The 12746-nt window shown below is 40.2% G+C and carries 8 protein-coding genes, 24 tRNA genes and 1 rRNA gene; 31 read left to right on the forward strand and 2 right to left on the reverse strand.

Translation table 11 applies throughout. From position 1 onward, the window contains the following. From rrf to J2S74_RS20655, 26 genes are all read left to right on the forward strand, one after another. Positions 1-91 (forward strand): 5S ribosomal RNA (rrf, locus tag J2S74_RS20530); the annotation flags it as partial. Positions 92-287: 196 nt separating this feature from the next. Next, positions 288-363: transfer RNA gene (locus J2S74_RS20535), tRNA-Ala, on the forward strand. Positions 364-395: 32 nt separating this feature from the next. Then, positions 396-472, forward strand: a tRNA-Met gene (locus J2S74_RS20540). Positions 473-644: 172 nt separating this feature from the next. Then, positions 645-721 (forward strand) — tRNA-Ile (locus tag J2S74_RS20545). A gap of 11 nt (positions 722-732) precedes the next feature. Beyond that, positions 733-825, forward strand: a tRNA-Ser gene (locus J2S74_RS20550). A gap of 165 nt (positions 826-990) precedes the next feature. Next, a tRNA-Val gene (locus J2S74_RS20555) sits at positions 991-1066 on the forward strand. A gap of 15 nt (positions 1067-1081) precedes the next feature. After that, positions 1082-1158, forward strand: a tRNA-Met gene (locus J2S74_RS20560). Between the two features lie 105 nt (positions 1159-1263). Beyond that, positions 1264-1339 (forward strand) — tRNA-Phe (locus J2S74_RS20565). Between the two features lie 14 nt (positions 1340-1353). Beyond that, a tRNA-Tyr gene (locus J2S74_RS20570) sits at positions 1354-1438 on the forward strand. 15 nt (positions 1439-1453) lie between these two features. Then, positions 1454-1529, forward strand: a tRNA-His gene (locus tag J2S74_RS20575). Between the two features lie 8 nt (positions 1530-1537). Continuing rightward, a tRNA-Gln gene (locus J2S74_RS20580) sits at positions 1538-1612 on the forward strand. 4 nt (positions 1613-1616) lie between these two features. Next, positions 1617-1691 (forward strand) — tRNA-Gly (locus tag J2S74_RS20585). Between the two features lie 15 nt (positions 1692-1706). Further along, positions 1707-1781: transfer RNA gene (locus J2S74_RS20590), tRNA-Cys, on the forward strand. Between the two features lie 32 nt (positions 1782-1813). Beyond that, positions 1814-1902: transfer RNA gene (locus J2S74_RS20595), tRNA-Leu, on the forward strand. A 123-nt stretch (positions 1903-2025) separates the two neighbouring features. After that, positions 2026-2102: transfer RNA gene (locus J2S74_RS20600), tRNA-Arg, on the forward strand. 5 nt (positions 2103-2107) lie between these two features. After that, a tRNA-Pro gene (locus J2S74_RS20605) sits at positions 2108-2184 on the forward strand. Positions 2185-2359: 175 nt separating this feature from the next. Next, positions 2360-2433, forward strand: a tRNA-Gly gene (locus J2S74_RS20610). Positions 2434-2478: 45 nt separating this feature from the next. After that, positions 2479-2555: transfer RNA gene (locus J2S74_RS20615), tRNA-Ile, on the forward strand. Between the two features lie 7 nt (positions 2556-2562). Beyond that, a tRNA-Asn gene (locus J2S74_RS20620) sits at positions 2563-2638 on the forward strand. Between the two features lie 5 nt (positions 2639-2643). Further along, positions 2644-2718: transfer RNA gene (locus tag J2S74_RS20625), tRNA-Glu, on the forward strand. 5 nt (positions 2719-2723) lie between these two features. Continuing rightward, positions 2724-2799, forward strand: a tRNA-Val gene (locus tag J2S74_RS20630). Between the two features lie 3 nt (positions 2800-2802). Further along, positions 2803-2878 (forward strand) — tRNA-Thr (locus tag J2S74_RS20635). Between the two features lie 98 nt (positions 2879-2976). After that, a tRNA-Lys gene (locus J2S74_RS20640) sits at positions 2977-3052 on the forward strand. Between the two features lie 6 nt (positions 3053-3058). After that, positions 3059-3143: transfer RNA gene (locus J2S74_RS20645), tRNA-Leu, on the forward strand. Between the two features lie 50 nt (positions 3144-3193). After that, positions 3194-3270: transfer RNA gene (locus J2S74_RS20650), tRNA-Arg, on the forward strand. Between the two features lie 163 nt (positions 3271-3433). Then, positions 3434-4270: a tyrosine-type recombinase/integrase gene (locus tag J2S74_RS20655; protein ID WP_307329485.1), complete on the forward strand. Its 837-nt coding sequence runs from the start codon at positions 3434-3436 to the stop codon at positions 4268-4270. A 42-nt stretch (positions 4271-4312) separates the two neighbouring features. Here the strand turns inward: J2S74_RS20655 and J2S74_RS20660 are convergent, their stop codons facing one another. Both J2S74_RS20660 and J2S74_RS20665 read right to left on the reverse strand, forming a co-directional pair. Further along, positions 4313-5737, reverse strand: a complete 1425-nt coding sequence (locus tag J2S74_RS20660) for a hypothetical protein (protein WP_307329487.1) — start codon at positions 5735-5737, stop codon at positions 4313-4315. Between the two features lie 276 nt (positions 5738-6013). Continuing rightward, the gene (locus J2S74_RS20665) at positions 6014-6874 is read right to left on the reverse strand and encodes a metallophosphoesterase (RefSeq protein ID WP_307329488.1); all 861 of its coding nucleotides are present in this window, start codon (positions 6872-6874) and stop codon (positions 6014-6016) included. Between the two features lie 130 nt (positions 6875-7004). On the opposite strand from J2S74_RS20665, the gene J2S74_RS20670 reads away from it, so the two are divergent. The 5 genes from J2S74_RS20670 (at position 7005) to J2S74_RS20690 (ending at position 12732) form a co-directional block, all read left to right on the forward strand. Further along, positions 7005-8738: a sensor histidine kinase gene (locus J2S74_RS20670; RefSeq protein ID WP_307329490.1), complete on the forward strand. Its 1734-nt coding sequence runs from the start codon at positions 7005-7007 to the stop codon at positions 8736-8738. 16 nt (positions 8739-8754) lie between these two features. Continuing rightward, a complete protein-coding gene (locus J2S74_RS20675; protein WP_307329492.1) occupies positions 8755-9489 on the forward strand; it encodes a LytR/AlgR family response regulator transcription factor in 735 nt (244 codons plus the stop codon). Between the two features lie 178 nt (positions 9490-9667). Then, positions 9668-11110 carry a carbon starvation CstA family protein gene (locus J2S74_RS20680; RefSeq protein ID WP_307329494.1) on the forward strand — a complete coding sequence of 481 codons (1443 nt, stop codon included), beginning with the start codon at positions 9668-9670 and terminating at the stop codon, positions 11108-11110. A 366-nt stretch (positions 11111-11476) separates the two neighbouring features. Further along, the gene (gene plsY / locus J2S74_RS20685; protein WP_307329495.1) at positions 11477-12139 is read left to right on the forward strand and encodes a glycerol-3-phosphate 1-O-acyltransferase PlsY; all 663 of its coding nucleotides are present in this window, start codon (positions 11477-11479) and stop codon (positions 12137-12139) included. Positions 12140-12237: 98 nt separating this feature from the next. After that, positions 12238-12732: a hypothetical protein gene (locus tag J2S74_RS20690; RefSeq protein WP_307329497.1), complete on the forward strand. Its 495-nt coding sequence runs from the start codon at positions 12238-12240 to the stop codon at positions 12730-12732. Positions 12733-12746: the final 14 nt, after the last annotated feature.

A 12746-nucleotide genomic window follows, 5' to 3' on the forward strand; every position in this document is an offset into this window, starting at 1 on the left:
CACCCGTTCCCATGCCGAACACGGTAGTTAAGCTCTCCAGCGCCGATGGTAGTTGGGGGTTTCCCCCTGTGAGAGTAGGACGTTGCTGGGCTTTTTCTATGCGACATCATTGATGTCGCATATATGGGGCCTTAGCTCAGCTACGAGCTAAGCTTCCCAGAAAATACTACGAGTTGTTTCGACGCACGCATAAGTATCATTGAATAAGCTTGTAGAGGAAGAAACAGGGGCTTCGGAGGGAAGCATCGTCCGTAAGCTTCATGAAATTTCATCATTGAGTATACTTCGGGGCCTTAGCTCAGCTGGGAGAGCGCCTGCCTTGCACGCAGGAGGTCAGCGGTTCGATCCCGCTAGGCTCCACCATATATCTATTTAATATCTATAATTTAATTTTTGGCGGTGTAGCTCAGCTGGCTAGAGCGTACGGTTCATACCCGTGAGGTCGGGGGTTCGATCCCCTCCGCCGCTACCAAAGTTTTTAATGGACCCTTAGCTCAGTTGGTTAGAGCAATGAGCGAAACTTCACCGAGTATGCTACGAATTGTCCCGACGGATATAGCATCGAAGCGAAGCTAGAAGAGGAAGGGACAACAGGTTGCAACTTAATTAGAATACAGTAAAAAATGTATAAATTAAAATAATTTGGACCCTTAGCTCAGTTGGTTAGAGCAACCGGCTCATAACCGGTTGGTCGTAGGTTCGAGTCCTACAGGGTCCACCATAGAGAAATGCGGAGGAATACCCAAGTCCGGCTGAAGGGATCGGTCTTGAAAACCGACAGGGGTGTCAAAGCCCGCGGGGGTTCGAATCCCTCTTCCTCCGCCATTATATAAATATAATGATATGTAATAGACCTATTATGGAGGAGTAGCTCAGCTACGAGCATAACTTCGTCGAATAAACTACGAGTTGTTTCGACGCATTGACATCGAAGCTAAGCTAGAAGAGGAAGAAACAGGGACTTCTTCGAATAATCTTCACCAACACATCGGAGGATTAGCTCAGCTGGGAGAGCACCTGCCTTACAAGCAGGGGGTCGGCGGTTCGAGCCCGTCATCCTCCACCATCAGTTAAATATCGTCGCGGGGTGGAGCAGTCTGGTAGCTCGTCGGGCTCATAACCCGAAGGTCGGTGGTTCAAATCCGCCCCCCGCAACCAAACCGTAAACATCCTCGAGTAATCTTCAGTGTAGGTTTTGCGACGAGGAGCTACTGCACCGCAGGAGCAAATTCAAAGTAAGAATCAGAAAACATTCTTTATAATGGCTCGGTAGCTCAGTCGGTAGAGCAATGGACTGAAAATCCATGTGTCGGCGGTTCGATTCCGTCCCGAGCCACCATTGATTTAGCGAGTGGAGGGGTAGCGAAGTGGCTAAACGCGGCGGACTGTAAATCCGCTCCCTCAGGGTTCGGCGGTTCGAATCCGTCCCCCTCCACCATTTCTAACTAATATGGCGGTTGTGGCGAAGTGGTTAACGCACCGGATTGTGGTTCCGGCATTCGTGGGTTCGATTCCCATCAGCCGCCCCATAAAAAATTGGGCTATAGCCAAGCGGTAAGGCAACGGATTTTGATTCCGTCATGCGTAGGTTCGAATCCTACTAGCCCAGCCATTATGCGGGAGTAGTTCAGTGGTAGAACACCACCTTGCCAAGGTGGGGGTCGCGAGTTCGAATCTCGTCTTCCGCTCCAGAAAAGAAAAGACTTGGCGGCATAGCCAAGTGGTAAGGCAAGGGTCTGCAAAACCCTCATTCCCCGGTTCAAATCCGGGTGCCGCCTCCAATAGAATATTTATTAAAGTCCTTTATACCCTTGCCGGGGTGGTGGAATTGGCAGACACACAGGACTTAAAATCCTGCGGTAGGTGACTACCGTGCCGGTTCAAGTCCGGCCCTCGGCACCAAAACAACATCCTGAAAATACTTCTTCGCAGTTTTGTGACGAATAATCACAGGAGCACTATTGCGACGAGTAATCGCAGGAGCACTATTGCGACGAGTAATCGCAGGAGCACTAATAAATAATTGCGCCCGTAGCTCAATTGGATAGAGCGTTTGACTACGGATCAAGAGGTTAGGGGTTCGACTCCTCTCGGGCGCGCCATATAACGGGAAGTGGCTCAGCTTGGTAGAGCACCTGGTTTGGGACCAGGGGGTCGCAGGTTCAAATCCTGTCTTCCCGACCATCTTTTAAAGTAATATGCGGGTGTAGTTTAGTGGTAAAACCTCAGCCACGAGCGTTACATCTTGAGTTGGCTTCGAGTTGTCTCGACGGATACACTACGAAGGAAAGCTAGTAGAGGAAGAGACATGTAAGGTTCAAAGTTGAAATTTAAAACAAAGTTTGAATTATAATCGTATGCGGGTGTAGTTTAGTGGTAAAACCTCAGCCTTCCAAGCTGATGTCGTGAGTTCGATTCTCATCACCCGCTCCATCCATTCAATAGAATGGACAAGCCATTTATGAAAGAATCATAGATGGGCCTGTAGCTCAGCTGGTTAGAGCGCACGCCTGATAAGCGTGAGGTCGGTGGTTCGAGTCCACTCAGGCCCACCAGTAATATTCCACAGTAGCTCAGTTGGTAGAGCAATCGGCTGTTAACCGATCGGTCGCAGGTTCGAGTCCTGCCTGTGGAGCCATAAATGGCCCGTTGGTCAAGTGGTTAAGACACCGCCCTTTCACGGCGGTAACACGGGTTCGAATCCCGTACGGGTCACCAACAACGGAGGATTAGCTCAGCTGGGAGAGCACCTGCCTTACAAGCAGGGGGTCGGCGGTTCGAGCCCGTCATCCTCCACCATATGCTGGCCTAGCTCAATTGGTAGAGCAACTGACTTGTAATCAGTAGGTTGGGGGTTCAAGTCCTCTGGCCAGCACCAAAGCTACATCACTGAGATTCTTCTTTGCAGCTTTGCGACGAGTAAACGAAGTGACGCAGGAGCATAACTACATGAATAATCATCGTAGAATTAACTACGAGCCATTAGCTCAGTTGGTAGAGCATCTGACTTTTAATCAGAGGGTCGAAGGTTCGAGTCCTTCATGGCTCACCATTATATGCGGGTGTGGCGGAATTGGCAGACGCGCTAGACTTAGGATCTAGTGTCTTATGACGTGGGGGTTCGACTCCCTTCACCCGCACCAATTCTTTGAAATAAAAACACCAAGAAACTGCATCAATGAATCAGCCTCGTGCGCCCTTAGCTCAGTAGGATAGAGCAACAGTTTCCTAAACTGTAGGTCGGAGGTTCGAATCCTCTAGGGTGCGCCAGTTTTTTAGAATGTAAAGGTTTGGAAAAATACATATTTTACATCTAAGATCAATATAAATATTGGTCTTTTTTTGTTATATATAAACAAAGTAAGGAAGTTGCGTAGAATTTGACTTAGGGCATAAAAAAAGTTATAATTTATTTAATAAAGGGGTGATAGTTTTGAAAAATCATCATGCTGATTCGCTTCAGTTGCTAGACTCTTTCGAAAGTTATCTCCGTAACAAAGGAAGATCGGAGAATACAATTAAAACCTACTATGGTGTTCTCCAATCATTTTTTTCTTGGATAGAAAAGGAAGGAAAAGCTTTAGATTCTCTTAGTAATCAAGAGGTGGAGAGTTATATTCATTACCTAGAGAATGAAAACAAGAGTACTTCTACCATAAAGAAAGTTATAAATACTATAAATACATTTGCTAAATTCCTGGGTATGCCTGAATTAATGAATGGTATTCAGGTCAAAGAAGAGAAGACTACTTCTTTTCAACCGGATTATTTAGTTGATGATGAGGTAAATGACTTTTTGAAAAAAATAGAGGATAGTGGTAACAAACGTAATATCGCTATTGCTTATACTATATTGAATACAGGGATACGTGTTTCAGAACTTTGTTCCCTAAATAAAAATAATGTGGTGTTAAACAGTAATCATCAAACGGGGCAGTTGGTGGTGGGGGATAGAACGATTCCCGTACCAATGTCCTTAGCGGTTCATTTGAAAAATTATTTAAAGGTTAGGTCTGATAAGGAGGATGCTCTATTTGTCTCTAATTATCAAAAGCGTATTTCCCCACGTACTGTCCAGCATATGTTACAGCAGTATGGAGTTCACCCACATAAATTGAGGCATACTTTTTGTTATCAATTAATTAAAAAAGGGTTAGACCCCTCCGTAGTTGCACAGCTGGCAGGTTATTCAGATATTAATATGATAAAACAATTTATTAAGTTTGAAGCAGTTAAGAATCAGGAAGGTCAACAGGGAGAGTATGCGTAGGAAAAAAGGAAAGGTGCGATTGCACCTTTCCTTTTTTGACTTTTAAAATAGTACCAAAGCACTTATTGTTGCGACTATTAGACCTGCAATTACTGGTAGAAAGCTTTTTCGAACTAGTTCTAATACAGAAATTTTGGCAAACCCGGCAATAGCAATAATTGGTGACCATGCAACAAGTGTACCGCCACCAACCCATATGGCTCCAATCTGTCCAATAGAAGCAAGTGTAGCTGGATCCACCCCTACGGAGGAAGCTAAGGCTTCTGATAACGAGCCAATTAAAGGAAGGGCCGAAAACCCTGAACCATCAAGCCCGGAAATCATCCCTAATATTAAGATACCGAAGGCTGTGATTAAAGCGTTATCTGGAATAGCTCCTTGACTAGCTTCTACTAGATCAAATAAGAAGGCTGGGGCGTACTCTGGATCTGTTCCAAAGACTTGGGCTGACAATTCTCCACTTCCAACAAAGAAAAAGCCTGCAACAGGAATAACTAATCCCATCACTTTAAAGGCGAAAACGAAACCATTAACAATATGGTCACTAACTTCCTGCAACGTTTTTCGATAATTCTGGAAGACCGAAATGGTGAGTATGAGGATAATGGCCGTTCCTCCAACTAACGAAGCCCCTGCCCCATCCTCAATCGCAGGAATGAAATTGGAAAAAGTCGCAACTACCACATAAGTGACGATAACTAAAAAGACGGAAGGTACAAGAAAAGCGAAAAGCTGACTAAATCTTCCTTTCTTTACTTCAAGGTCATCGGCATTTATTTTTAAGTCTTTTCCACCACTGTTTTCCCAATCTACTAAGTTTTTCTGAGCAGGTACCTTAATGGACTTTCTAACCATAAAATAGGCGATGGTTAAGGAGACCATACCTGCAATAAGGGATAATATTAATGTTTGTTCTCCAATAACACTGGCTTCTAATCCACTACTAGAAGCTGTTAAACCTGGTGCTACTCCCAATATAAAATCGGATGAAAGTGCCATACCGTGTCCGGCAAGGGAAATAGCAATTGCTGATCCAATTGGTGGCAGACCAGCTTTAATAGCTACTGGAATTAAGAGTGCACCTATAAGTGGAACAGCAGGTGCTGGCCAAAAGAATAGAGATAAGAAGTAGGTGATAAACACTAGGATCCAAAAGGATAAATGGCCATTCTTCATAACCTTTTGGAATGGTAATACCATTTGTTCATCAGCACCTATAGACTTAATAGACCGGAGGAGGGCAGTCATTATGGCGATGATTAAAAAGATGTCAAACAGCTCGGTGGCTGCAGTTAAACTTGCATTAAATATAGCATGGACCCCACCCAGGAATGACCCTGTATAGGCCAATGCTACAAAAAAACTCATAACTAACGCTGGAACTACCACATTCTGTCTAAGTAACATAGTCAAAATAATGAGGGAAATTCCAACTAAATATAACCAGTGGGCTAACGTAAGTTCCATTATTCTAACTCCTTTTGCAAGAAATGTAGAAATCAATAAGCATCGTATGCGAATGGCTAGGCCAACGTGTAAATGAACTAGTACGATTGATGATGGAAGTTTTTTTAAATAAAATAAGGCTGTTTTTGTAAGCTTTGTTGCTTATTTTAAAGCTTGGAGAAGCGGAAAGCGTCCGTCTGTAGCGTATCCAAGCAATAGTTTAGTCTTCTAATAAACAATTTTTAAAAAGACAAGTAAAAAACGAACCAATCAACAAAATGATTGGTTCGTTATTATTTAAATTACTTTTTGCAGATAACGATCTGCTGCAGAAATATTCAATTCATGAATGGTGATCTCCGGTCTGCTGCCGACTCTTATATTAATTCCCGTTTGACCTAGTCCTTCGTTAATATAGAACACTTTACCTTCGTAACGGATAAGACCTTTAATTAAATTTAGTTTGACAAGCTTACCAAATTTCTTTAAATGGTAAGGTTTAGGATAGCAGATTTGCCCTCCGTGAAAATGACCGGATAACAAGTAATCAAAATCATAATCTTTCATTTGAAGAACGATATTTGGGTCGTGTGTGAGTACTAAACGAAAATGTTGATTATTGACCCCTTCATACGCTTTTTTAATATCATGTTTCTTCGAATGGTGATCATCGATACCAATTAGTTGAAGAGAGTAACCATGAATATCCACTAATGTGTTTTCATTCATCATTGTTGTAACACCATACTTCTCTAAAGTTTCCTTCAATCTTTCGAAAGGTTCTTTACGAAGTTTATAATCATGATTCCCAAATACGGCATATGTTCCATGGGTAGGATTTAGTTGTTGCAATACTTTTAAATATGGAATTAATTTACCAATTGTTTTGGGACGGTCAAGGAAATCTCCCGTTAAAGCTATTAGGTCAATTTTTTCATTCCTTAAAGTGTTATAAAGGTCGGCAGGAGTTATGGAAATATGCTCTAAGTGCAAATCGGATAATTGTAAGACACGAAGTGGGGGAGTTTGTGAATTGTCTGTAGCCTCTATTGGTAATGGTGTGATGGTATTTATGCTAATCTGACGAGTATTTCGGTTTGCTATATATATAAAGTAGTAAATAAATACTGCTATAATAAGCAAGAAATAAAGTATCATTATATTCGCCTCCTTTATGGCACTTATTTAGTATAAAGCCTATAGTAGTGGTGTGTAAAATGTAAATTATGGTGCTAATACTAAGGGGGACAAGATTTAAAAATCAGGGGCTAGCTAGGAGAGGTAGAGGATGTGGGAATTACTTATCGTAATGCTGGAGCGATTGGGTATTATCGTTGCCGTTGCGTTTATCATGACACGGTTTAAATTCATTCGCCATTTGATTGATAAGCGTGAAATTACTCGAGCACATAAGCTAAGTGTGATTATCATGTTTGGTTTATTTGGGATCCTCGGTACTTATACAGGGTTAACTGTAAATACGGAGCATGCTACGTATAGCAGGTGGGTTCTTGAATTGGGAGAAGGAGAGGCAATTGCTAATTCACGTGTGATAGGCATTGTCGTTGCAGGTCTTTTAGGAGGTTGGACCGTTGGACTTGGTGCAGGACTCATTGCAGGGGTTCACCGTTATTTACTAGGTGGTTTCACTGGTTTTTCTTGTGGACTTGCTGCAATAATTGCTGGATTGATAGCAGGCTATTTTTATAAAAGGAATCAAAATAATCGAATCATATCCTGGAAAACGGCTTTAGCAGTGGGAATGATTGCAGAGGCAGTGCAAATGATTATTATCCTTTTGATTGCCCGACCATTTGATCAGGCATTAACTCTTGTTCAAAACATTGGAGTACCAATGGTTATTGCAAATGGAATTGGTACAGCCATTTTTATTTTAATTATTAGAAATATTTTTTATGAAGAAGAGAAAATGGGTTCCATTCAAGCACAAAAGGCATTAAAGCTAGCAGATTTAACATTAAAATATTTGCGCAAAGGCTTAACGGAACAATCCGCTAAAGCAACTTGTGATATTTTGTTAAAAGAGACAAGGGTGGATGCTGTATCCTTAACGAATAGAGAAAGGATATTAGCTTTCAGTGGAATTGGTATGGGACATCATTTTGTGGACGAAGAAATTAAAACAGAGGCCACTAGAAGGGTACTGAAGCAAGGTGAACTTGTCATTGCAGAAGAAGGGGAAATTTTCTGTGGAACAAAAGAATGCCCTTTAAGTGCTGCAATTATTGCTCCGTTAAAAATCAAGGACGAGACCATCGGTACATTAAAGTTTTACTTTCAATCTGAAGAAGATATGACACAAACGACCATTGAGCTTAGTAAGGGGTTATCTACAATACTAAGTCATCAACTGGAGTTGTCAGAAGTAGACAAACATTTAGAATTGGCAAAGCAAGCAGAAATTAAAGCATTGCAGGCACAAGTTAGTCCGCACTTTTTATTTAATGCATTAAATACAATCGTAGCTTTAATTCGTACGGATCCCATGAAAGCTAGAAAATTACTTATTTCCCTTTCCCATTATTTTAGACAAAATTTAGCGGGGACAAATACAACGGAAACATCGCTTGAGGAAGAACTGAAGCATGTTCAGGCCTACTTACAAATTGAACAGGCACGTTTTTCAGATAAATTATCTGTAGAATATCTGGTAGAGGAAGAGGCTCTGCAGGCGAAGATTCCCCCTATGACATTACAGCCTATTGTTGAAAATGCCGTCAAGCATGGTATGAAACAATTACAAACAGACAGTGTTATCTCTATTAAAATTGAACGGGAAGGGGAGTCTGTTCACATTTCCATATCCGATAATGGTAAGGGAATGTCTAAAGAACGCCTGAAAGAACTTGGTAAAGAAAAAGTGAAGTCTGAGACTGGAACAGGGATTGGTTTATCCAATGTAATCCGTCGTCTACAAATGATGTATGGTGAGGATAGACAAATTAAAATAGAAAGTAAAGAAGGGGAAGGGACTACCATTTCCTTTTCCATCCCCTTGTAATAGAGGTGCAAACATAATGGAAACAAAAATTAGGACAGTGATAGTAGACGACGAACCACATGGTCGGGATGAGCTTAAGTTTTTACTTTCCGAATATAGAGAAATGGAGATAGTTGGTGAAGCAGAGTCAGGTGAAAAAGGGCTTGAGGTTATTATAAAAAAGGAACCAGATGTGGTATTCCTTGATATTGAAATGCCACAAATGTCTGGTATGGAGCTGGCTCAGTCTTTAAAAAATATGAAGAAGGTGCCCCTTATCATTTTTGCTACTGCTTACCCAGATTATGCTACTAAAGCCTTTCGGGTCCAAGCTTTAGATTATATTTTAAAGCCCTTTGACGAGGACCAATTAAAAGAAACAGTGGAGGTAGTAAAGGCAAGGTTAAATATTCAGGGAGCAGCTGGAAGGAGCGTAAGGAGAGGATCCAAGCTTGCTGTAGAGGATGATGGAAGAATCATCTATCTATCACCTAATGAAATAACCTATTTATTTCGTGAAGAGAGGGAAACCATTATCTGTACGAAAGACCGTCAATATAGGGCAAAGTTACCTATAAAGGATTTGGAAGTAAAATTAAATGGATATCCCTTTTTCAGGACACATAAAAGCTACTTAGTCAATCTTGAAAAGGTAGAGGAGCTTATTCCTTGGTTTAATGGTGCTTATCAAGTGAAGGTGGAAGGAAAAAAGGAAGAAATACCTGTGAGCAGAAACTATGTTAAAGAGCTTCGAGAACGTATGGAGTTATAAATCTTCATCTCATCCCCCTAAAATGTAGAGGAAAAAGCACAACATCTTAAACGAAAATACTGACATGTTAGGGGGATCTAACTACATGTTGTCACAGAATGGACACAATTAAGTACTTTAAATGTTAAAATGAAAGCGTGTTCAAAAAGTACTTTATGTAGAAAGAGGTGCACTTACTATGATTACATTTTTACTATCTATCGCACTATTAATTGTAGCATATTTCACTTATGGAAAACTTATTGAAAAGATTTTTGGAGTTAAAGAGGCTAGGCCTACACCGGCATATAGTATGAAGGACGGTGTAGACTATATTCCAATGGGAACAAATAGAAACTCTTTAATCCAGTTATTAAATATAGCAGGGGTTGGACCCATTTTCGGTCCGATCATGGGGGCACTTTATGGTCCTGTAGCATTTATATGGATTGTAGTAGGATGTATTTTTGCTGGAGCAGTTCATGATTATTTAACAGGTATGATTTCTATCCGCAATAAAGGGGCACACTTGCCTCAATTAGCTGGTAAGTTTTTAGGTAAAACGATGAAGCATATGGTAAATGCCATTGCCGTTCTTCTTTTACTCCTAGTTGGAACCGTTTTCGTAACGGCACCTGCTGGATTACTATTTAACTTAATGAATGGCTGGGTGGCATTAGGGGTTATTACAGGAGCAATTTTCGTTTACTATATCTTTGCAACATTACTTCCTGTTGACAAAATTATTGGAAGAGTTTACCCAATTTTAGGGGCACTATTAGTAATTAGTGCAATTGGTGTTGGTGTAATGCTGGTTGGTACAGGAGCTCCGATTCCTGAATTAACATTACAAAACATGCACCCTGCTGGAGCAGCAATTTTCCCATTATTGATGATTACCATTGCATGTGGTGCCATTTCCGGGTTTCATGCAACGCAATCACCAATTATCTCTAGAACCATGCAAAATGAGAGAAATGGTCGTAAAGTGTTTTACGGTATGATGATTGTAGAAGGTATTATCGCTATGATTTGGGCAGCAGCAGCTATGAGTCTTTTCTATGGAACAGATTTAAGCGAATTAATCGCAACTGGTGGTGCTGGTCTTGTTGTAAGTGAAGTTGCCTTTACTTTACTAGGTGCAATCGGTGGAACATTAGCGGTACTTGGGGTAATCGTTCTTCCAATTACTTCTGGTGACACTGCATTCCGATCCGCTCGAATGATCATTGCTGATTATATAAAATTACCACAATTGAAAGTAGCTAGTCGTTTATGGATTGCATTACCATTATTCGCGATTTCCTTTGTGTTAACAAATATGGACTTTACACTTCTTTGGAGATATTTCGGAGTGACAAATGCAGCTATTAGTGCCATTGCTTTATTCGTGGGAGCCATGTACTTGGCAATACAATATAAGTTTCACTGGGTGGCCTCTATTCCAGCGACATTTATGACAATGGTTTCCCTAACATTTATTCTTAATGCGCCGATTGGATTTGGTTTACCAATGATAACGTCTTACATTGGTGCAGCAGTTGGGACGATCATTATCCTTGTATTGTTTGCATATAAGGTAAAACTAAATCGTGCAGAAACTAATTTTAAAATTGATGAGGATGTTTCTAAAGCAGCGTAATAATTATTACGAGAATAACTATGGCTTGGTTCCGCTACTGGCGGACGCTCTCCGCTTCTCCAAGCTTTAAAAAAAGCATTAAAGTTAACGAAAACAGCCTAATAAAAAAAGGAGCCTGTGCCCAGATTGGGTGCAGGTTTTTTTGGAATAGTTACAAAAAATACCGCTTTCCTAAATAAGATAAAGTAGCCAACCTGTGTTACAATGAATATATTATAAATAATTCATTAATTATAGATGGATATGGCCGATATTTTCTACATTTATTTTTACATTTTCATGAACATTTTTTGAAAAAAAACTACTTATATTGGCATGTTCTCATATATAATTAAATCTATAACACTGAATTTGTAGTTCCAAGGGGTGATTAAACTGAGTAGTTATTATATTATCCTGCTTGCTTATATAATTGGGTCTATACCATTTGCATTGATTGTTGGTAAATTAAAGTACGGTGCAGACGTCCGGAACTTTGGTAGTGGTAATCTTGGTGCTTCCAACAGTGCCCTTGTTTTAGGAAAAAAAGCCGGTGCTCTCGTGTTATTTGGGGATGTGAGTAAAGGGGCATTAGCCATGTCACTTCCCATCATTTTTCAAGCGGAAGTAAATCCAGCTCTTTTAGGAATGGCAGTTGTATTAGGGCATTGTTTCCCAATCTTTGCTGGTTTTCGAGGTGGTAAAGCGGTTGCTCCAACGGCAGGAGCTCTTATTTTTTACAGTCCTTTACTGTTTCTGGTTGGATATTTGACATTCTTTTTCGTAATCTTATTAACAAAATACGTATTTATGGGATCTCTTTCCATTGGAGTGGTCCTAACGGCATATACAGCCTACACAGGTGAAATGGCCGTGGCGTTATTATTTGCAGCATTTTCATTATTTATGGTTTATTTACATCGAAAAAATATTATAAACTATTTTGCGAACAAAGAAGTGAAAATAACAGATAAAAGAATTAAAGATTACCAGGAAAAGATAAAAGAAGAGCTTTCAAGAGATATTGTAAAACAAGATTCAGGTGCTTAAAATAAACTTTTTACAGAGGGTGATTTCAAAGGATATGTTTTTTTCTTTGGAGTCACCCTCTTGTATTAATATATAATTTAACTTGAGGGGGAGATAATATGGGACAAGATCGAATTGCCGTACTATTGTATGGAACTCATCATTGGCGAAAGGGAATTTTGATAAAAGCCTTAGGTATGCTAGATACTAGGTTTTCTTATTTTAAAGATGTGCCAATAGATTGGATATCTAAGCTAAGTAATGAGGAAATACCAGTAATACATATTGAAAACCTAAGTGAAATAAACGAAATAGGAGAGAAATTACCTTATAAAGTAATAAGGGTTTTTATATGGGAGCCAATAGAGGTATTGGAAAAGAGATTGGATAAGCTTTATCCAGATGACCCAGAAGTAGTAAAGCATCATATGGAAAAGGCAAAAGAGGAATTACTACATTTAAGTCAAGAAAATATAAGCAATCTTTTTGATCAAGTAGTACAAGATGATAAGTCACCAGTGGATACTGGACTGGAATTAATTTACAACCTAGAGGAGCGTTCAGGCTTTCAAGACGACTTAATAACATTTAACGCTTATATCCACAGGTTATAGAATCAGTTTTATAG

Source organism: Evansella vedderi (assembly GCF_030813435.1).
GTDB classification, from domain to species: Bacteria; Bacillota; Bacilli; order Bacillales; family Salisediminibacteriaceae; genus Evansella; species Evansella vedderi.